This is a genomic window from Blautia sp. KLE_1732_HM_1032 (assembly GCF_025147905.1).
GTDB lineage: Bacteria > Bacillota > Clostridia > Lachnospirales > Lachnospiraceae > Blautia_A > Blautia_A fusiformis.
Window position 1 is genome coordinate 694,421 of the sequence record NZ_CP102266.1, and the last position, 21,015, is coordinate 715,435.

The window sequence follows — 21,015 nt, forward strand, 5'->3', positions numbered from 1 at the left end:
GAAACTGACATATGTTGAATATTCTGCAGAAGAAATTTCAATTAACCAGAGCAGCTGTAAGGTCATGATCTGGTATAAAGTCGTGTAATATAAAAGACAAAGAGGAGGACAGGTATGCATAAGTGGAAGCTTTTTAAGAAGTCAGCTGCACTCGTTCTGAGTTCAGCGGTGATCGCGTCAGGAGCGCCGGTAACGGCAATGGCGTCTGAGGCGGAAGTTTTTAGTGACGTGTCAGAAGAAACACAAGGAGAGACAGCACAGGAAGAAGGAGAGAACGAGGATCAGGAGTCTGTTTCCCAGGGCCAGCCGGAAGTTGGTGAAGCTGATATTCAGTCGGAAGAGCCGGAAGAAAGTGATGCAGAAGCTATTCAGGAAGAAGTAGCAGAAATTTCAGCAGAAGAGATTCAACAGGAAGAGGAACCGCAGATCCAGGAGGATACAGAAGAGGCATTCGGTGATGGAGAAGCATTTATGGCAGAAGCAGGCGAGGTTCTTCAGGATGCTTCTGAGATCACTGTTGCAGGAGTGAAATATCTCTGGTCCATGCAGCCGGTAGAGGGATATACACAGATAGGAACAACAGGCGTTTATGTAAAAGTGGCAGATGGACAGACCGCTCTGAACGGAAAACTGTACGGAACGACAACTTTAAGTTATTCGGAATTTTATGCCGGGGATACCACTCAGGAGAGCTATGACGCTATCACTTCGGCAACAACGAGTAAAAATCAGATTTTTGCTAATGAGGACAGCACAGAGGTGACCTCTTCCGGATATCAGATCCAGGGTGTGAAGAATGTAAGTGTTGCAGTGGACGCGGAAACCTATGTAGATGCACAGGCGCTGAAAGCTGCTTCCAAGCTTCCGAGAGAGGGTGTCTATACAGAGGCAGCAGATATTACGCTGAATGAAGCACCGTCACAGGAAACAGGACAGTATAAAACTCTGAATACAGACGGAACATACAGTGCAACAAAATTCGATGTAAAAGCAACGGTCACAGATGCATCCGCCCAGATCCAGGCACCGTCGATCTGGGGTGATTACATGCTGGTGGTAAAAGAAGCCGGCACAAAATATCTCCGCAATTCCAGACAGGGTGATTTTGCTGTAGGCGGAAATACACTGGGAGTGATCCTTGAAACTGCCAGTGGTAAGAAGGTAGGACTTCGTCATACCTATGAAATCTGGGTACAGCCCTACGAACTTGCGTTTTCAGCAGGATCCGGGCTTATCGGGGAAAAAATTTCAAAGGTGACTTATATTACTCCGGACGGCTCCTATGTATATGAGTTCGGAGACAAAGCTCCTCTTGTAAAAAAACAGCCTGAAGCAGGAATGAAGGTACAGGTAGCTTTTGTAAAAGAAAATACAACCCAGGTTAAAGTTGATAACCTTGACAAATATGAAAACCCTAAGGTTTCCGTATACTATACAACAGGAAGTGGTCATGGTAAAAAAACAACATATGTTGTAGATCATGCAGCGGCAGAGAATGGGGTGGTAACCTTTGACAGCAGTGTAGCCAGGGCCGGGGATGAGATCTACACGGTTATGATCTCAAGCGACAATTATGTGGATATGACAAAAAATATCACACTGACAGGCCAGCCGATCACGGTTTCCAATGTTTCCTATTATTGGGTAAAGGGAGCGTTGGATGGATATACACAGATCCCGGGAACAGATATTTATTATAAGGTGGCAAATGGACATCAGGCACTGACAGGAACACTTTACGGTACGGCATCTCTGTCATACGAGGAATTTTATGCGGGAGATGCAACGAGCCGCAAATATGATTCCGTTACATCTGCCACAACCAGAAAAAGCACTGCTTTCGGAAATGCAGATGTTCAGAATCTGACAGAAAATGGCTATGAGATCGCAGGAGTAAAAAAGGTTAATGTAGCTACAGATGCAAAAACGTATGTAGAGGCGCAGATCCTTTCAGAAGCGGGAGAGCTTCCGGAAAGCGGAGTATATACAGAAACAGCAGGGATCACACTGGGACGTACTCCGACGGTAGAGCCTGGGCAGTATAAAACACTAAATACAGATGGAACATATAGTGCTACAAAATTTAATGTAAAAGCAACTGTGACAGATGCGGAGGCAACACTCAAAACATCTTCTCGCTGGGGAGATTATGAGATTGATGTAAAAGAAACCAGCACAAAATATCTCCGCAATACAAAGAGTGATTCCGATTTTGCAGTTAACTCCGGGATTCAGGGAATGATCCTGGAAACAACAGACGGCGGAAAATATGGCATGCGTCATATGAACGAGATGTGGCTGAAGGTGTATAAGGTTGCCTTTGCAAAAGATACAGGTCTTGAGGGAAAAACCGTAAACAAGATCACGTACATTATGGCAGACGGCGCGTATGTATATGAATTTGCAGATGGTATTTATGTTAAACCGCAGGCAACAGAAGAGATGGCTGTTTCTCCGGAATTTACGGACAGCACCCATGTTAAGCTTGCAAATCTTGATAAATACAAAAATCCGAAGGTATCTGTTTTCTATACAACAGGTGTCGGACATGATTCAAAGACAACATATCTTGTACAGGATGCAGTAACTACAGATGGAGTGGTTGCTCTGGATTCCACTGTAGCGAGACCGGAAAATGAAACCTATACAGTAAGAGTTTCCAGTGATGATCATGCAGATGTTTCTGTTCAGCTGGTGTATGGAACAATTGCCTTTAAAGAAAAGTCGGGAATTCTTTACATTGGAAGTTCCAGACAGCTTGAAGCTACAGGTGAGAACTGCAAAGATGTAACATATTCTTCCAACAATGAAAAAGTTGCATCTGTGGACGCAAACGGAAAAGTAACTGCAAAGGCAGCGGGAACAGCCGTGATCACGGCAACATCTGCAGCAGGAAAGACTGCACAGTACAAACTTACGGTAAAAACTCCATCTGTAAAAATGAATGCATCAGCGAAAACGCTTTATGTAAAAGGATCTCCAGCTACGGTGACGTTGAAAGCAACGACCGCAGGTGTTACCGGAAAAGTAACCTATACAAGCAGTAAACCATCTGTTGCAGCTGTAGCCGCAAATGGAAAGGTAACTGCAAAGGCGGCAGGTACAGCTGTGATCACAGCGAAATGCGGAAATTATAAAGCAACCTGCAAGATCACAGTCAAGAAGCCGGCTGTAAAAGCTTCGGCTTCAGCGAAAACTGTATTTGTGGGTGGAACAAGCCAGATCAAAGTGGAAAAAACAGGCGTTAGCGGAAAAGTTACTTATACAAGCAGTAATAAATCCGTTGCAGTGGTAAGCGCAGGCGGAAAAGTAACAGCAAAAAAAGCAGGAACAGCTACAATTACAGTAAAATGCGGAAGCTACAAAGCAACCTGCAGGATCACAGTAAAAAAAGGCAGCCTGAAGATCACATCCAAAACAGCTGTAAGTGTAAAAGCAAAGAAAACAACAGCCATCAAGGCAACTGCTACTTCAAAGGCAAAGATCACCTACAGAAGCAGCAATACAAAAGTTGCTACTGTAAGCAGCAAAGGTGTTGTTAAAGGTGTGAAAAAAGGAAAAGCTGTTATCTATGTAAGCAGCAACGGAATCACAAAAAAAGTAACAGTTACAGTGAAATAAGCATATATTTCACCTGAATATATTTGATATGTTATAAAGAACCTTTCCCAAAACTGCTTCGGGTCTGCGAAAATGCATGCCCGAAGCAGGAAAAAAGAAAAAATTCGATTTTTTTGAAAAATTTTAATTTTTTCTATTGACAAAGTACAGAAACTCTAATATAATAGCTCTTGCAGTTGAGCAAAACACAAACAACTGAAACAGAATAACGAAGCGTGGCTCAGTTTGGTAGAGCGCTGCGTTCGGGACGCAGAGGTCGCAGGTTCAAATCCTGTCGCTTCGACTAAAGCTTTGAGAATCCCTTGGTTGAGGGGTTCTTTTTTATGTTTGTACATCCTGGAGCTTTTTTCAGTTGATGGAATGATTTCTCTCGATTTTCATATATATTAACGAAACCGAAATACCGGAGGGACGTGCGTTGGCTAGATATCAGCGTTTTGTTGCGTATGTGTACGAGTATCGGAAAGGAAAAAAAGATGGCAGCAGCGGTTATGTGAGGGTGGAGGCCAGAGATAGGAAATGCCGTGTGGAGGTTCATCTGCGCTGCGTTGGACTGGAGCCTGGAAGTCGGTGCAGAGTGTATGGGTTTGTGCGGCAGGAAGGGTTGATGGATGGTATTTTGATCGGAAGCTGTGTTACCGGGCGGGAACGGATCGAGTGCGCACTGGAGACGGATACAGGGGATATTGGAGGCATGGGAAAAAGTCTTCAGGAGCTTGGAGGACTGCTTCTGATCTCCGATGCCGGCGGATTCTGGGGAACGGAATGGGATGATCAGCCGATCCGGCCGGAGAATTTCCGCGAGTGGAAGAAAAAAGGAACGGAATATCAGAAGGCGGCGGAGAAAAAAGGCAGAGAGCGGGAAGAAAAGGAAGAAGAAAATCAAAAAGATGGAACCTTGCCAGAAGTGCAGGAAAATCAGAAGGAGTCAGACAGGATCATGACGGTGGAGGAGATTCAGGAGGATGTATTAAAGACATCGGAAACCGGAAATTTATATCAGGCTCCCGGTCCGCATCCGCCGGAACCACCGCGACCAGGCCAGCCATCACCGCATCCGCCGGAACCACCACGACCAGGCCAGCCGTCACCGCATCCGCCGGAACCACCACGGCCAGGCCAGCCGTCACCGCATCCGCCGAAACCATCGAGACCGGAGCCATCTCGTCCACTTCCGGGAATACCCTGTGATGATCCCTTTAACGACGGCTATTTCACAGACTGCAGCAAGATCAGACCATCGGACTGCAGTGCCTTATGCAGAAAAAACGGCTGCTTCTGCAGCAACCGTTTTGTCATGTACGGATATCAGAATTTCGGCCATCTTCTGCTGTGCAGAAATCCCCGGGGACAGTACATACTGGGAGTACCCGGTGGATACAGCCAGCAGGAACGGTTTATGGCCAATATGTTTGGCTTTCCCTACTTTAAGGAATGTCCGGATATTCATATCCCAGGCGGAAAGGGAGGATACTGGTACTGTTTTATTAACATCTGATCAGAAAAATTTCGGCATCCATGCAGATAAGCAAACAGTTTTGCAAATCCGCAGATCACAGCTCCATACCACGAATTTCTACTACCGGGATCGTCTGAGACAGGATATCCCGGTAGTTTTTCATTTCTTCCTCGGAGCAGGCAGAGAATCCCGGTATCAGAACTCCATCGGAATCCCGGTAAGCCTGGAGATAATAAGCTTTTGCACCGCTTAACCACCGGCTGATCTCCTGAAAATCTTTTTCGGAATGAAGTTCCCTCACAACTGTTGTACGAAATTCATAATCAAGGTGTCCGTCCAGCAGCCATCCGGCAGTTTCCCGGATCCCATCCAGATCAGCATGTACACCGGTAAGCACATGATAGTTGGAAGGACAGGCCTTGATATCCATGGCAACCTTGTTGATCAGGTCAGCTGCTGCGAGATTTTTTACCACGGAGGGGCGGGAACCGTTGGTATCGAGCTTCACATCATAGCCCAGTTCCCTGATCCTGCTGAGAAATTCCGGCAGCTCCGGTGCAAGTGTGGGTTCACCGCCGGAAATACAGACGCCATCGAGAATCCCCTTTCTTTTTTTTAGAAAAGCCAGGATTTCCTCCTGGGAATATTCAGGCTGGGTGTCAGGCTCTACGACAAGAGCTCCATTCTGGCAGAATGGGCAGCGGAAGTTGCAGCCGCCTAAGAATATGGTACAGGCTACCCTTCCCGGATAATCCAGCAGGGTTGTTTTGTTAAATCCACATATTTTCATAGGAAAATCCCCTTGTTTCTCTTATTTATGATACTACAAGCATACTCTCCCCCGAAAAAAGCTGCAAGCCTTTTTAACCGAATCAAGTAAGTTTCCTGCGGAGCTGCGAAAAGCAGTAAGCAGAGATGGGGACTTGCTCATGGAAGAAAAAAACATATAATTTATGGGCTACACCTCTTGGGGCTGCATTGACCTTGTCAGTGCATCTACAGCAGAGCTGAAAAACGCTACGGCTACATCTACGTGGACCGCAACAACGATGGAACAGGTACACTGAACCGTTATAAGAAAAAATCCTTCTATTGGTATAAAGATGTGATCGCTACCAATGGTGAGTCACTTCACAAATAATCTGGCTGCTTGACTTTCCGGAAAAAAAGCAGATATAATGCATTCATTGACGCAGACAATGGAGTTCGCGAGAGCTTCCGTTGTCTGCGTTTTTCTGTTATACAATAAGAAAACGCTGCAGAAATTAGTGTGGAAATTTCTGTGGCGTTTTTTGTGTTGCAAATATCTGTTTTGCAGCAGATTGACATGAAATACCGGAAAAGCTATAATCGAACGGACAGAAGGCTGAGAACAGTCTTAGTTTGAACAGATAGAATCCCGGAGCTTTTTCCGGAATGTGAAGTTACAGGAGGAGTAAAAACGTGACAGATCAGGAACGTTTTATGAAAGAGGCAATCCGCCAGGCAAAAAAGGCCCGTGCATTGGAGGAAGTGCCGATCGGCTGCGTGATCGTGCATGAGGGAAAGATCATAGCCAGAGGCTACAATCGTCGCAATACAGATAAAAATACCTTATCCCATGCAGAGCTTAATGCTATCCGAAGGGCAAGTAAAAAGCTGGGAGACTGGCGTCTGGAGGGATGCACCATGTATGTAACGCTGGAGCCTTGTCAGATGTGTTCCGGTGCACTGGTACAGTCCAGGATCGATGAGGTGGTGATCGGCTGTATGAACCCGAAAGCAGGCTGTGCCGGATCTGTGATGAATCTTCTTCAGATCGAAGGCTTTAATCATCAGGTAAAGATCACAGAAGGGGTATTGGAAGAGGAATGCTCCGAAATGCTTTCCACATTTTTCAGGGAACTGCGGGAGAAAAAGAAGCAGGCAAAAATCCTGAAGAAGCAGGAAGCAGAGCGCCTTGCCGGGCAGACACAGTCAGAGAGAGCGGAACAGAACGAAAAGTCCCGGGAGATTTACTCTTGACAGAATCCTGTGAAAATATCAAAATAAAATCATAAATGGATTTCACTATTACAGACAGAAAATCCATTCAGGTCAAACGAAAGTCGTTGATACAGGAACGACAGAAAATGGAGGAACAAAAAATGGAACTTGAAGCTTTAAGAAAAGACATGGTAGCAGCAATGAAGGCCAAAGATAAGGTAACAAAGGAAGCAGTTTCCGCACTGATCGCAGCAGTAAAAAAAGCTGCCATTGATGAGGGATGCCGTGATGACATCAAAGGAGAGCTTGTAGACAAAGTTATCCTGAAAGAGCTGAAAACAGCAAAAGAGCAGATCGACACCTGCCCTGCAGAACGTACAGATCTGAAAGAGGAGTATCAGGCAAGATATGATATCATTGCGAAATATGCTCCGAAGCAGATGGATGAAGCAGAGATCAAGGCTTATATCGAGGAGAAATTTGCAGATGTTCTGGAAACAGGAAATAAAGGCCAGATCATGAAGGCAGTTATGGGAGATCTGAAGGGAAAGGCAGACGGCAAGCTGATCAATCAGGTAGTTGCCGGATATTGTAAATAAAATAATAGTACAAAAAATCCCGCCGGATCAGTCATAAATGACGGACCCGGCGGGAATGCTGTTTATATAGAGATCATATATTATAACCTTTTTTACGCGCGCCGCACCTCGGAATGGTCTCACAGACGTTACCTTTACAGTTAACTCAGCCCAGGCACCCTCACGGCACACAAGAGCTTCTGCTTAGTGCTGCTGCATTCCTGCCCTGACACGGTTCACAGATTCCTGTTGCGTAAGACCCAGACGTCAACGCCACTTATAAAGGGCTGCTCTGCAAGATACAAGCCTCAGATTGGCATCACCCCTGCTGTAGCGGATTGCAGGTACAGGGCACCGCTATCTCCCCGGCTGCGCGGAATTTAATTATAGACGCTGAAGCCGGATTTGTCAAGGTACAGACCGAAATAAATCAGTTCATATTAAGTGTACAGTACTGTACCGCCCCGTTTTTGGTGTTGCGAAGGGTGAAGCTGATATAGGCGGACTGCTTCGCGGAAAGGTTTCCGATACGGAGCGTGGAAGAAGAAGCCCCGCTGTTAGGAGCGTTGTAATTGGTACTATACTGTGTATGGGTCCGGTTGTTGTTGAAAGAAACGCCTGTGATCTTCCAGCCATTTGCAGCGGTGCATTTCATGACAGCATTCTTCTGTGCCTTGTTGGCGTAACGAAAGGCGTTATGACCGGAGCTTTTGAATTTTCCGGCAAGATTGCCTTTTACACCTGTGATGGAGACGGATTTCAACGGGTTGACATAACGAAGCACCTTGATGGTGGAAGAATAGGTTTTGTTTCCGACCTTGAAGGAAATCTTTCCGGTTCCGGGCTTTTTAACGGCAAAACCGATATTGTAGAAATGATCGGAGTGAGTGTACGGTTTTGCACCCTTGCGGAAAGCCTCCGTGGTACTTTTGAAGCTGCTGGAACCGAAGGAGTCCAGTGCGATCACAGAACCGCCGCTGACCACTTTAACATTGGATTTGAGAATGTTCTGTTTAGCAGGAATATTGCTGATCGAGATCTCATCGTATCCCAAGTCCTTTCCGGATGTGGGCATATAAACGATCCGGGTTTTGGAATAATTGATCGCTGCACTGGCGGCGAGAGGAGTCATGGCGCATACCATGGCTGCGGCTAATAAAGCGCAGGATAGTTTTTTGAGGATTTTTTTCATAGGACGCTCCTTTCTAGATGAAAATTTTCTGTAAACATACGAAAGTTACTGATAATTTTATTTTACGATGAGATACAGGTAAAGTCAATCAATACACTCGCTGTTTTCGTGCTTTTTTGGCTATTGTACACTGCCTGAAAATGCTTTATAATATTATATTGTGTAAAACTCTGTGAAAAGAGAGGATACAGTAGTTGTTCTGCAGAAATACGTCAGGTGGAATATCTGTCTTATATGCAGACAGCAACAAATAAAATGTGCACATAAGAGGGCACAGAATGGAGGACGCTATGATTAAAAGAATCGGTCTGCTGACAAGCGGTGGTGACTGTCAGGCACTGAACGCAACCATGAGAGGCGTTGTAAAGGGTCTGAGCAACAGCGTTGAGAACCTTGAGGTTTATGGATTTGATGACGGATATAAGGGACTGATCTACGGGAAATACCGTATGCTTACAGCCAGGGACTTTTCCGGAATCCTGACTCAGGGCGGAACTATTCTCGGAACATCCAGACAGCCATTCAAACTGATGCGGGTTCCGGATGAGAAGGGACTGGACAAGGTTGAGGCCATGAAACAGACTTACTATAAGCTCTGTCTTGACTGTCTTGTGATCCTCGGCGGAAACGGAACGCAGAAAACCGCCAATCTTCTCCGCGAGGAAGGCCTGAATATCATCCATCTTCCGAAGACCATTGATAATGATATCTGGGGTACAGATATGACCTTTGGCTTCCAGAGCGCTCTGGAGATCGCAACAAATGCCATTGACTGCATCCATACAACAGCTGCATCTCATGGACGTGTATTTATTGTTGAGATCATGGGACATAAGGTCGGAAGCCTTACACTGAATGCCGGTGTTGCAGGCGGAGCAGATGTGATCCTGATCCCGGAGATCCCATACGATATCAATAAGGTTGTAGAAGCCATCCAGAAGCGTAACAAGGCAGGCAAGCGTTTTACCATTCTTGCAGTAGCTGAGGGAGCTATCTCAAAAGAAGATGCAGAGCTTCCGAAGAAAAAATACAAAGAAAAGCTTGCGGAAAGAGCGAAGAAATATCCGTCTGTATCCTATGAGATCGCAGACCAGATCCAGCAGGTGACCGGAAGTGAGGTACGTATCACAGTTCCGGGACATATGCAGCGAGGCGGAGAGCCATGTGCATATGACCGCGTTCTTTCCACAAGGATCGGTGCCGGTGCAGCGCAGGCGATCATGGATGAGGAATACGGTGTTATGATCGGTGTCATCAACGGCAAGATCAAGAGGGTTCCTCTTGCTGAATGCGCAGGCAAGCTGAAGATGGTATCTCCAAAGGATCAGCTTGTAAAAGCAGCCAAACAGATCGGAATCAGTTTTGGCGATTAATGAATTATGAGTCATCTGGCCGCCGCGGGAGTCTTTCCGCGGCGACTGTGGCGAAGAGAAGGAGAGTTTTATGAGTTATACTGCTCTTTACCGTAAATTTCGTCCCGACAATTTTGACGATGTAAAAGGACAGGATCATATTGTGACAACACTGACCAACCAGATCAAGGCGAACCGTATCGGACACGCATACCTGTTCTGCGGAACGCGTGGTACCGGAAAAACTACGGTTGCAAAGATCCTGGCGAAGGCAGTAAACTGTGAACATCCTGTAAATGGCAGCCCCTGCAATGAATGTGCCATGTGCAAGGCCATTCAGGCGGGAACTGCCATGAATGTGATCGAAATCGATGCAGCCTCCAACAACGGTGTTGATAACATCCGTGAGATCCGTGAGGAAGTGGCTTATCGTCCAACAGAGGGTAAATACAAGGTTTATATCATCGATGAGGTGCATATGCTCTCAACAGGTGCATTTAATGCTCTTCTGAAAACATTGGAGGAGCCGCCTTCTTATGTTATTTTTATCCTGGCGACTACAGAGGCCCACAAGATACCGATCACAATACTGTCCAGATGTCAGCGCTATGACTTTCACCGGATATCCATTGATACTATTGCTGCCAGACTTTCCGAGCTTCTGACAGCAGAAGGGGTGGAAGCAGAGGAGAAGGCTGTACGCTATGTGGCAAAAAAAGGCGACGGGTCCATGCGAGATGCCCTGAGTCTTCTGGATCAGTGTATTTCCTTTTATCTGGGACAGGTGCTTACTTATGATAAAGTCCTGGATGTTCTGGGAGCTGTGGATACAGAGGTATTCAGCAGGCTTCTCCGAAAGGTTCTTTCCGGCGATGTGACAGGTTCCATCCATGTGCTGGAGGACCTGATCACAGGCGGCCGGGAGCTGGGACAGTTTGTATCAGATTTTACCTGGTATATGCGAAATCTTCTGCTTGTGAAGACTTCCGAAAATCCGGAGGAAGCCATTGATGTTTCTTCTGAGAATCTGAAGCTTCTGAAGGAAGAGAGCGGGATGACAGATGTGGAGACGCTGATGCGTTACATTCGTATTTTTTCCGATCTGTCCAATCAGATCCGTTTTGCAAGCCAGAAGCGTGTATTGGTGGAAATCGCACTGATCAAGCTGTGCAGACCGGCCATGGAGACAAATCTGGACTCTGTTCTTGACAGGCTTCGTGTCCTGGAAAAGCAGATGGAGGAACGGCCTGTGCAGCAGGTGATCGTTCGGGAGAGCGAGGCCGGTGGAGCCGGGGAACCGGGGGCGGCAGTGACCGGTACAGCAACGATACAGCAGCAGAAACCACAGAAGGCAGCTCCTGAGGATCTTCAGAAGATCGTGGCAGGCTGGCGTGCCATCGTGGGTCAGACTACCGGACTTTTCAAACAGTCCTTGCAGCGTGCAGTCCCCAAGTATAACGGAGAAACAGGAGATCCCATCCTTTATGTGGAATTCCAGGATTTTCTGGGGATGAATTATGTAGACAATCCGGAGGCGAAGAAAGAGCTTCAGGACATTATTGCTGCCCGGACAGGCAAAAGCGTGGAGATACATATGCTGGTAGCCAACAAACATCAGCACACCAATCTCGCGCAGATCACAGTAGACGATGCACTTCGGGAGAATATCCACATGGATATCGTAGTGGAAGAAGACCCGGATGAGGAGTCATAAATCCGTAAACAAAAAACAGGAGGAAAGTATTATGGCAAAAAGAGGTGGATTTCCTGGCATGGGTATGCCGGGAAACATGAATAATCTTATGAAACAGGCGCAGAAAATGCAGCGTCAGATGGAAGAAAACCAGAAAGCTCTTGAGGAAAAAGAGTTTACAGCAACAGTAGGCGGCGGAGCTGTTTCCGTTACAGTTTCCGGTAAACGTGAAATAACAAAGGTCACACTTTCCGAGGAAGCGGTAGATCCGGATGATATCGAGATGCTTGAGGACATGATCGCGGCAGCAACAAATGAGGCGCTCCGTCAGGTTGAGTCCGAGTCAGCAGCAGTGATGTCCAAACTCACAGGCGGCCTTGGCGGTCTTGGCGGAGGTCTTCCTTTCTGATGGAATATTACAGCAGCCATATCAATAAACTTATTGAGCAGCTTTCCCATCTTCCGGGGATCGGAGCCAAATCTGCCCAGCGTCTTGCATTTCATATCATGAATATGCCGAAGGACCAGGTGGAGCAGCTGACCGCCTCCATTACCGATGCAAGGCAGAATGTTCAGTACTGTAAGTGCTGTTACACGCTGACAGATCAGGAGCTTTGTCCGATCTGCGCCAATCCCAAAAGGGATCACAGCACGATCATGGTGGTTGAGAATACTAGGGATCTGGCAGCATATGAGAAAACAGGTAAATTTGACGGTGTATATCATGTACTTCATGGTGCGATCTCCCCGATGCTTGGGATCGGGCCGGATGATATCAAACTGAAGGAACTGATGAAGCGCCTTCAAGGGGATGTAAAGGAAGTTATTGTGGCAACCAATTCCAGTCTTGAAGGCGAAACGACAGCTATGTACATCAGTAAGCTGATCAAACCGACCGGGATCAAAGTAAGCCGTATCGCCAGCGGAGTTCCGGTGGGCGGTGATCTGGAGTATATTGATGAGGTGACACTTCTCCGGGCACTGGAAGGAAGAGTGGAACTATAACCGGATCAGGTGAAAAATTCCCTGAGGGATTGCAAAAAGTGATAAGCAGCCAGGAAATTTCCCCAGGTTATAAAGGAGGTGAGACTGGTGGCAAAAAAGAAAGCAACCTCATCGGATGTGGCAGCACGCGCAGGAGTTTCCCAGGCAACGGTATCCATGGTGCTGAACCGGAAATATAATGTTTCTTTTTCGAGAGAAACTGTGGAGCGGGTGGAGCAGGCGGCCAGAGAGCTTGGCTATGAGCTTCCCGGACGTCGGAAACACAAAGCTGACAGAAAAGAAAAGCTGATCGTTGTTTTCTGCCCCACACTCACCAGTCCCTATTATGTACTGCTGCTTCAGGGGATCGAGGCTGTGGCCAATGAGCAGGGATATGGGGTATTTATCTGCAACACCCAGCGTGATGCGGGGTTGGAAGAAAAATATCTCCGTATGATGCAGACCATGCGGCCGGCAGGGATCATCTATACCTGCAATCCTCATCCGGATTTCCAGCATCAGGTAGAAAAGATTGCAAAAGAAACACCGCTGGTCATCATCAGCAACAAGGAAAAAACAACCACGGTAGATGCTATCAATCAGGACAACACAGTGGTAGGAAGGCTGATGGCCAGACATCTTCTTGATCTGGGGCACACGGATGTGGCATTTATCACGCCGCCACTTACCAGACGGCAGTGGCAGCGCTCCAAGCGTGTGGAGGGTTTTGTCCGCGAGTTTGAAAAAGAGGGAAAAAAGGATCATGTGCTCATCAAGGCGGCAGATGAGTCCAATGACAGAAAGATCCCGCGGATGGATTCCGAGTATGCCATGGGCTACGAGCTGACCATGGAGCTTCTCCAGGAAGGACAGAAATTTACGGCTATCGCAGGACAGAATGACATGATGGCCATAGGCGCCATTGATGCGCTGCATGAAATGAGGATACACGTTCCGAAGGATGTTTCTGTCATAGGGTGCGACAATATTTTTTATTCCGGCATCCGCAGGATCTCCCTGACAACCATTGATCATTTTGTTGCGCTGAAGGGAAGAGATGCCTGTGACATCATCATCCGTAAGATCGACATGAATGATAAATTTTACCTGGATGAAAGACCTGCCAGCCTGTATAATATCGAATATACCCCGAAGCTGATCAAGCGCCGCACGACGGGGTATGCAAGACTGGACAGAAACCAGTCTGATGAACAGAAAAATAAATAATGGCGCAAAAATTATTAATAATAATATATAGAGAGAGTTTCCATGACACATTTGAATAGAAACCTTGTTAGCTACGATAATTACGGCGATATTCGAATTGAGGAAAATGGAAAGAAGCTGTTTTGGGTGAAAAAATTGACAGGCACTATTAATAAAATGTTATTTTATTAATAAAAGATTTATTAATAAAAAGCAGGTGCCTTGACCCCCGCAATGAGTTTGTTATAATGGAATCATCAAGAAAAAGAACGAACGTAAACAGGAGGAAAAAACAATGAAATTTTTTATCGACACAGCTAAAGTAGAGGATATCAGAGAAGCAAATGACATGGGAGTTATCTGTGGAGTTACAACAAACCCGTCTCTGATCGCCAAAGAAGGAAGAGACTTCAACGAGGTGATCAAAGAGATCACAACGATCGTTGACGGACCGATCAGCGGTGAGGTTAAAGCTACCACAACAGATGCTGAGGGAATGATCCGTGAGGGACGTGAGATCGCAGCGATCCATCCGAACATGGTTGTTAAGATTCCTATGACAACAGAGGGACTGAAGGCAGTTAAGGTTCTTTCCTCTGAGGGGATCAAGACAAACGTTACTCTGATCTTTTCTGCTAACCAGGCACTTCTTGCAGCAAGAGCAGGTGCTACATATGTATCTCCGTTCCTTGGAAGACTGGATGACATCTCCACAGATGGCGTTGAGCTGATCCAGCAGATCGCTGAGATGTTTGCAGTTGCAGATATCCCGACAGAGATCATCGCAGCAAGCGTTCGTCATCCAATGCATGTAACTGCATGTGCACTTGCAGGCGCAGATATCGCTACGGTACCGTTCAAGGTAATTGAGCAGATGACACATCATCCGCTGACAGATGCAGGTATCGCTAAATTTCAGGCTGATTACAAGGCAGTATTCGGTGAGTGATCGAAACCTCTTTTATATACAAATTCCCTGTGAACAGCAGGGCACTAAAAAGGAGACATTTATAACATGGATAAGTTAGAACTTCAGAAAGTTGCCAACGAAGTCCGCAAGGATATCGTAACAGCAGTCCATGCAGCAAAGGCCGGCCATCCGGGCGGATCCCTTTCTGCAGCAGACGTGTTCACCTATTTATATTTTGAAGAGATGAACATCGATCCGAAGGATCCTAAAAAGGCAGACCGTGACCGCTTTGTCCTTTCTAAAGGACATACAGCACCGGGACTCTATTCTGTACTTGCAGAGAGAGGATATTTTCCAAAAGAGGATCTGAAAACACTTCGTCATCTGGGCTCCTATCTTCAGGGACATCCGGATATGAAGCATATTCCGGGCGTTGATATGTCCAGTGGTTCTCTTGGTCAGGGAATCTCTGCAGCAGCAGGTATGGCTCTTTCTGCCAAACTCAGTAATGATGACTATCGAGTATATACATTGCTGGGTGATGGTGAGATCGAGGAGGGCCAGGTGTGGGAGGCAGCTATGTTCGCAGGCTTCCGTAAACTGGACAACCTGGTTGTGATCGTAGATAACAATGGACTTCAGATCGATGGTGACATTGCAGATGTATGCTCCCCGTATCCGATCGACAAGAAATTCGAAGCTTTCAATTTCCATGTGATCAATGTTGCGGACGGCAACGATATGGATCAGCTGAAGGCTGCTTTTGATGAGGCAAGAGCTACAAAGGGTATGCCGACAGCTATCATCATGAAAACAGTAAAAGGTAAAGGCGTTTCCTACATGGAGAACGCAGTAGGCTGGCACGGAAAAGCTCCGAATGACGAGCAGTATGCACAGGCAATGGAAGATCTGGAGAAGGTAGGTGAAGCATTATGTCAGAAGTAAAGAAAATCGCAACGAGAGCAAGCTACGGCAGTGCCCTCATAGAACTAGGAAAAAAACACGAGGATCTTATCGTTCTTGACGCTGACCTTGCTGCAGCTACACAGACAGGTATGTTTAAAAAAGAATTCCCGGAGCGTCACATTGACTGCGGTATCGCAGAGTGCAACATGATGGGTATTGCAGCAGGAATCGCTTCCACAGGTAAGGTTCCCTTTGCAAGTACTTTTGCAATGTTTGCAGCAGGACGTGCTTATGAGCAGGTTCGTAACTCCATCGGATATCCGAAGCTGAATGTAAAGATCGGAGCAACTCACGGCGGTATTTCTGTAGGTGAAGACGGCGCCACACATCAGTGCCTGGAGGATTTTGCCCTGATGAGAGTGATTCCGGGCATGGTCGTTGCAAGTCCTTCTGATGATATCGAAGCAAAAGCTATGGTTGCTGCTGCTTACGAGCATCAGGGACCGGTATACATGAGATTCGGACGTCTTGCTGTTCCGGTTATCAATGACAGACCGGATTATAAATTTGAGCTTGGTAAGGGCATCGTTCTCCGCGAGGGAAAAGATCTTACCATCATCGCAAACGGACTTTGCGTTGCACCGGCTCTTGAAGCAGCTGAGAAGCTTGCAGCAGACGGAATCGATGCAAAAGTGATCAATATCCATACCATCAAGCCTCTGGATGAGGACCTTGTTGTTGCAGCTGCCAAAGAAACCGGCAAGGTTGTAACTGTTGAGGAGCATTCCATCATCGGCGGTCTTGGCGGAGCTGTATGCGAGTGCCTGGCTGAGAAGGCACCGGTACCGGTTAAACGTATCGGAATCCATGATGTATTCGGTGAGTCCGGTCCGGCATTAGAGCTTCTTCATAAATACGGTCTCGATGCAGAGGGTATCTATAAGCAGATCAAGGAGTTCGCATAATCAAGATCAACAGGGGATAAGTCTGTTTCTGCAGGAAGTATCTTAAGGATCCCGCAGGCGATCACATCTGCAAGTGCTACCACGGTGGAGAGCCGGGTAGTCTGCAGGGTAAGCTGCTCCATGATTCCGGCAGTATTTACAATGCCGGTGATATGGATGTCCCCTACAGGTGGAAGATCTTTCTGAACACCAGCACCTGGGTAAAGTGCACCATTTCCAATGGTCACATAGCCCAGGTGTTTTTTTTGTCCAAGAGAAGCATCTATGGCGATCACAAGGGCGTGTGGATGAAGCCTTGTGATAAGCGATGAAGTTTTTTCTAGGTTCAGGGCATGGACCGGGCAGGAAAGAGTGCCGTAGACAAAAATATGTCCGGTTTCATGAGGATGAAGAAGGTGTCCGATATATGGGCCTAAACAATCTCCGGTAACACGATCACTGCCAATGCATAAAAACACGATCTCGGTCCATTTTTTAGGACAGTGAAGAATGCATTTTTTCAGAAGATAAGCAATCTCGCCGGATGAACCGTTTTTTTCGGCATCAATGTAAAAAGCCATGAGAAACCTCGATTCTTTTTTCACTCTATCATATCCTGAAAAAAGGAAAAATATGCATGGTGCGGAATCTGTCGCTAAATTCTGTGGACAGACTCTTACATTCTGCTAAAATCCGCATTTTTACTGTGCTATGCTTGGACAGAAGGAGTGATATGAGATGATAGAAGTCATTTATAAGGAGGACACAACAGAACAGGAAACCGCACAGGAATCGTTTTCCATGCCTAGAAATGTAAGGCAGATCGGGCTGGCGAACGGAGATTACAGGATTTATATAGAAGATTATGTATACACATTTCTCTGCAGCCTGGCAGAAGATGAAAAGCCGGAAGGCCAGGGAAGTGTGGCGGTACTTACAGGTGAAATTCAATGGACTGCAGATATGACCTGTATTTTTATAAAAGGTGCCATTGCAGCAGACGGCATGGAGGCTGCGGCAGAACATATTGACTTTTCGGAAAAACTCTGGCAGAAACTGCAGGAGGATAAGGATCAGTATTTTCCGGAGCAGGAGATCGTGGGATGGTTTTTTGCACAGCCTCAGATAGCAATGGAGATCACGGAGCTTTTTGTGAAAGTACATCTCAGACATTTCGGAGGGGAAAAGATCCTGATGCTGATGGATCCTGGAGAACGGGAGGATGCCTTTTTCCGTTATGATGGCGGCATGATGGCAAAACTGAGCGGGTATTATATTTATTATGAGAAAAATTCTCAGATGCAGACGTATATGATTGAACGCAGCCAGAAAGAGGGCGGAGAAGCATCCGAGAAAGTGGAGGACAGGGCTGTCAGAAATTTCAGAAAGATCATAGATAGTAAAAATCCGGAGGAACAGGGAGAAGAGAAAACTTCTGTTTTTTCTTATGCGGCTACGGTGTGTCTGGCATTGGCAGTTCTTGTGGCTGGAGTGGGCTTTTATCGGAATCAGCAGGAAAAAACAGAGGTTCCGGAAGATTATCGCGCTGCTTCTGCTTCGGTGGTGCAGATGACACCTGCAGTAACAGAACCGGTGCAGAGTGTATCGATTTCGCCAAAGGCGGTGCAGACGCAGAAACCGGTGCAGACACAAAAACCGGTGCAGACACAAAAACCGGTACAGACGCAGGAAGCTGTGCGGGGAACTCCGGTCCCGACGGAAACCACGCAGAAAAGAGAAAAAATCTCAATAACACCGGAACCTCGAAGTTCAAAAAAACAGTCTGTTTCAGAAGCAACGCAAAAAAAAGATAATAAAACAGAAGAGAAAAAAACAGAAGAGACTTCAGTGGCTGCAGGAAATCCTGGAGAAACTTATGTGATCCGCCCGGGAGACACCTTGTATCAGATCAGTCTCAACCGCTATGGTACTGTAGCGGCGATGGAGCAGATCTGTGCATTAAACGGAATTTCTGCCAATGAGATCATTTATCCCGGGCAGGTAATTGTACTACCCTGATGGAGTGTGCTATAATAACTGGAAAACCAATTACAAAATAAAATACTTAAGGTAAGGGATACGGTTGTGAATATCATAAAAAAAATACAGAAAAAACAAAAGCGTAAAAAGCTGATGAGGCAAAAAGCCAGGCTTGCACAGGAACAGGCTGCGCAGGAAGGCGCTTACTACAGGAGAACTTCTCATTGCCGAAGGATTTCAAGAAAGGGAAAAAAGGTGATCACAGCGGCAGTGATCGCTGCTGCAGTCTGCCTGGTTTTTCTCTATGCAGAAAAAAGAAGCTATCACAGCTATAAAGTATTAAATACAAGCGAACAGGAAGATGTTGTGTCCACACAGTATGTGGACATGGATGGAGATATCCTGAGATACAGTCCGGATGGAGTATCTGTTGTGGACAACAGCATGAATACGATCTGGAATGAAACCTATACAATGCAGAATCCTATTGCAGATGTGAATGGAAGCAGGGCGGTTGTTGCAGACAGCGAGGGAACATTGCTTTATATCTGCGACAAAAAAGGTGTGACCGGAACTGTAACAACATCTTATGCTATTGTAAAAGTGCGGATCGCATCGAATGGAATGGTTGCAGTGATCCTGGACAATGATGATAATACCTGGATCAATTTTTATAATCCGGATGGCAGTCTGGTCGCGGAAAATCTGACTAAGATCGATGATCCGGGATATCCCATGGATGTAGCAGTGTCTGATAACGGAGTGATGATGGTAACATTCCAGTATGTTGATGGAAGCAAGACTACCAGCTATGTGGCATTTTATAATTATGGGGATGTAGGGCAGAATGAGGATGATCGGATCGTAAGTGGTTATACCTATGAGAATGTAGTGATCCCGCAGGTGGAATGTATCAGTGACAGTAAGTATATTGCTTTGCGAGATGATGGATTTTCTACTTACCAGGGAAGCCAGATTCCCAAAGAAAGCAAAACAGTCAATGTAAAACAGGAGATCGTAAGTACATTTTTCAGTGATGACAGGATTGGCCTGGTATTTAAAAACAATAATAAAGATGATCTGTATACAATGGAAGTCTATAGTATGAGCGGACAGCTGAAATTCCGTAAAAATTTCAATATTCCATATACGACTATAAAAATGAGCGGAGATAATATCATCATGTATAACAGCTCGCAGATCTGCGTGATGAACAACCGTGGCGTACAGAAATATGCCGGAAATGTAGATGGAACGATCCGGGATTTCTTTAAGATCGGATGGAATAAATATCTTATGGTACTGGATACAGGCGTCAGCACCATAAAATTCAGTTAAGGGGGCAGATATGAACTGGACATGGCTTGGACTGGCTGTGCTGGTCCTGCTTGCCTTTTCCATGGTGGATGGATACAGGCATGGCTTTGTAAAAGAAGTAGTATCTGCATTGCTTGTTCTGATCTCCGTTGCTCTGGTATGGCTGATCAATCCTTATGTGAATCAGTTCATACGTGAGAATACGTCTGTTTATGAAAAAATCCAGACTGCCAGCGGATCATTTGTGGATTCTCTGGCAGATGGAAAAGAAACCATGGATGAGGAGGAACAGAAGGCGTTGATCAGCAGTATGGATATTCCGGATCTCCTCCAGAAGGGGATAACAGAAAATAATACGGCATTGGTGTATCAATATCTGGCGGTTAATACATTTGCAGGGTATATTTCCGGATATCTGGCCAATGTAGCAGTGAACTGTCTTTCTTTTTTGGTATCATACATACTTTCCTCAATCCTGATCCATGTGCTGGCGTATGCCATGGATCTCCTGGCAAGATTGCCGGTCATTCGTGGGATCAACAAAATAGCCGGCGCCGTAGTAGGAGGCATGAAGTGTATTGTTTTTGTATGGGTCGGAATGCTGGTACTTACGATTTTATGCAACACGGAAATAGGGCAAAAGGGTCTGGGACTGATCCGGGGTGATACAGTACTGGATTTTCTTTATGATAAAAATATTTTTATCCGTATTTTTACAGGAATATTTTATGGTGGGTAAAAGAAACCGCATTTTGCAGACGAAAAAGCACCAGGATACAGGTGGTGACCATGTCTGTGAAATGCGGTTTTTGGCGAAAAAATACGTTTTTCAGAAAAAAATGAAATTTATGTAAAAAACATGTTGACAGCTAATGGAAAAAATGCTATTCTATCAGAGTTGTTAGGAA

At 46.0% G+C, this 21,015-nt stretch carries 18 protein-coding genes, 1 tRNA gene, 1 other RNA gene and 1 pseudogene; 17 read left to right on the plus strand and 4 right to left on the minus strand.

Annotated elements, in window-relative coordinates; all coding sequences use genetic code 11:
- Positions 1-114 precede the first annotated feature (114 nt).
- The 3 genes from NQ489_RS03460 (at position 115) to NQ489_RS03470 (ending at position 5,119) form a co-directional block, all read left to right on the plus strand.
- Positions 115-3,621 (plus strand): Ig-like domain-containing protein, encoded by a 3,507-nt coding sequence (locus NQ489_RS03460; RefSeq protein ID WP_021652862.1) that lies wholly within the window; start codon positions 115-117, stop codon positions 3,619-3,621.
- A 209-nt stretch (positions 3,622-3,830) separates the two neighbouring features.
- A tRNA-Pro gene (locus NQ489_RS03465) sits at positions 3,831-3,904 on the plus strand.
- Between the two features lie 135 nt (positions 3,905-4,039).
- Positions 4,040-5,119: a DUF6128 domain-containing protein gene (locus tag NQ489_RS03470; RefSeq protein ID WP_227945584.1), complete on the plus strand. Its 1,080-nt coding sequence runs from the start codon at positions 4,040-4,042 to the stop codon at positions 5,117-5,119.
- A gap of 55 nt (positions 5,120-5,174) precedes the next feature.
- Here NQ489_RS03470 and NQ489_RS03475 read toward each other — a convergent pair whose 3' ends face one another.
- Positions 5,175-5,870 carry an anaerobic ribonucleoside-triphosphate reductase activating protein gene (locus NQ489_RS03475; protein WP_021650953.1) on the minus strand — a complete coding sequence of 232 codons (696 nt, stop codon included), beginning with the start codon at positions 5,868-5,870 and terminating at the stop codon, positions 5,175-5,177.
- Positions 5,871-6,033: 163 nt separating this feature from the next.
- On the opposite strand from NQ489_RS03475, the pseudogene NQ489_RS03480 reads away from it, so the two are divergent.
- The 3 genes and pseudogenes from NQ489_RS03480 to NQ489_RS03490 all read left to right on the plus strand — a co-directional run.
- Positions 6,034-6,221, plus strand: a pseudogene (locus NQ489_RS03480) (family 1 glycosylhydrolase); the annotation flags it as partial.
- A gap of 323 nt (positions 6,222-6,544) precedes the next feature.
- On the plus strand, positions 6,545-7,084 hold the full coding sequence (gene tadA, locus NQ489_RS03485; RefSeq protein WP_021650951.1) for a tRNA adenosine(34) deaminase TadA: 540 nt from the start codon (positions 6,545-6,547) through the stop codon (positions 7,082-7,084).
- A 122-nt stretch (positions 7,085-7,206) separates the two neighbouring features.
- Complete coding sequence (locus NQ489_RS03490; RefSeq protein WP_044961152.1) at positions 7,207-7,644, plus strand: GatB/YqeY domain-containing protein; 438 nt, start codon at positions 7,207-7,209, stop codon at positions 7,642-7,644.
- Positions 7,645-7,738: 94 nt separating this feature from the next.
- On the opposite strand, the gene ffs is transcribed toward NQ489_RS03490, so the two are convergent.
- Positions 7,739-8,000: signal recognition particle sRNA large type (ffs, locus tag NQ489_RS03495), an RNA gene on the minus strand.
- A 53-nt stretch (positions 8,001-8,053) separates the two neighbouring features.
- Positions 8,054-8,815, minus strand: a complete 762-nt coding sequence (locus tag NQ489_RS03500) for a hypothetical protein (protein WP_021650949.1) — start codon at positions 8,813-8,815, stop codon at positions 8,054-8,056.
- A 290-nt stretch (positions 8,816-9,105) separates the two neighbouring features.
- Between NQ489_RS03500 and NQ489_RS03505 the strand changes: the two genes are divergently transcribed.
- From NQ489_RS03505 to NQ489_RS03540, 8 genes are all read left to right on the plus strand, one after another.
- A complete protein-coding gene (locus NQ489_RS03505; protein WP_021977972.1) occupies positions 9,106-10,188 on the plus strand; it encodes a 6-phosphofructokinase in 1,083 nt (360 codons plus the stop codon).
- Positions 10,189-10,258: 70 nt separating this feature from the next.
- The gene (gene dnaX / locus NQ489_RS03510) at positions 10,259-11,881 is read left to right on the plus strand and encodes a DNA polymerase III subunit gamma/tau (protein ID WP_021650947.1); all 1,623 of its coding nucleotides are present in this window, start codon (positions 10,259-10,261) and stop codon (positions 11,879-11,881) included.
- A gap of 31 nt (positions 11,882-11,912) precedes the next feature.
- Entirely contained in the window at positions 11,913-12,269 is a 357-nt protein-coding gene (locus NQ489_RS03515; RefSeq protein ID WP_015525666.1) for a YbaB/EbfC family nucleoid-associated protein, read from the plus strand.
- Positions 12,269-12,865, plus strand: a complete 597-nt coding sequence (gene recR, locus NQ489_RS03520; protein ID WP_015525667.1) for a recombination mediator RecR — start codon at positions 12,269-12,271, stop codon at positions 12,863-12,865. Before NQ489_RS03515 ends, recR begins: the two co-directional genes overlap by 1 nt.
- Positions 12,866-12,952: 87 nt before the next feature.
- Positions 12,953-14,071 (plus strand): LacI family DNA-binding transcriptional regulator, encoded by a 1,119-nt coding sequence (locus NQ489_RS03525; protein WP_044961150.1) that lies wholly within the window; start codon positions 12,953-12,955, stop codon positions 14,069-14,071.
- A gap of 274 nt (positions 14,072-14,345) precedes the next feature.
- On the plus strand, positions 14,346-14,999 hold the full coding sequence (fsa, locus tag NQ489_RS03530; RefSeq protein ID WP_015525668.1) for a fructose-6-phosphate aldolase: 654 nt from the start codon (positions 14,346-14,348) through the stop codon (positions 14,997-14,999).
- Between the two features lie 66 nt (positions 15,000-15,065).
- The gene (locus NQ489_RS03535; RefSeq protein WP_015525669.1) at positions 15,066-15,905 is read left to right on the plus strand and encodes a transketolase; all 840 of its coding nucleotides are present in this window, start codon (positions 15,066-15,068) and stop codon (positions 15,903-15,905) included.
- Complete coding sequence (locus tag NQ489_RS03540) at positions 15,893-16,831, plus strand: transketolase family protein (RefSeq protein ID WP_015525670.1); 939 nt, start codon at positions 15,893-15,895, stop codon at positions 16,829-16,831. The genes NQ489_RS03535 and NQ489_RS03540 overlap by 13 nt, the downstream gene beginning before the upstream one ends.
- On the opposite strand, the gene yyaC is transcribed toward NQ489_RS03540, so the two are convergent.
- Positions 16,804-17,391: a spore protease YyaC gene (yyaC, locus tag NQ489_RS03545; RefSeq protein WP_021650942.1), complete on the minus strand. Its 588-nt coding sequence runs from the start codon at positions 17,389-17,391 to the stop codon at positions 16,804-16,806. The two genes, NQ489_RS03540 and yyaC, sit on opposite strands and share 28 nt — an antisense overlap.
- Positions 17,392-17,548: 157 nt before the next feature.
- Here yyaC and NQ489_RS03550 point away from each other — a divergent pair, with 157 nt between their 5' ends.
- The 3 genes from NQ489_RS03550 to NQ489_RS03560 all read left to right on the plus strand — a co-directional run bounded on the left by NQ489_RS03550 (position 17,549) and on the right by NQ489_RS03560 (position 20,846).
- Positions 17,549-18,829 (plus strand): LysM peptidoglycan-binding domain-containing protein, encoded by a 1,281-nt coding sequence (locus NQ489_RS03550; RefSeq protein ID WP_021650941.1) that lies wholly within the window; start codon positions 17,549-17,551, stop codon positions 18,827-18,829.
- 66 nt (positions 18,830-18,895) lie between these two features.
- Positions 18,896-20,128: a DUF5711 family protein gene (locus NQ489_RS03555; RefSeq protein ID WP_021650940.1), complete on the plus strand. Its 1,233-nt coding sequence runs from the start codon at positions 18,896-18,898 to the stop codon at positions 20,126-20,128.
- 10 nt (positions 20,129-20,138) lie between these two features.
- The gene (locus tag NQ489_RS03560) at positions 20,139-20,846 is read left to right on the plus strand and encodes a CvpA family protein (RefSeq protein WP_021650939.1); all 708 of its coding nucleotides are present in this window, start codon (positions 20,139-20,141) and stop codon (positions 20,844-20,846) included.
- The last annotated feature ends 169 nt before the right edge of the window (positions 20,847-21,015 follow it).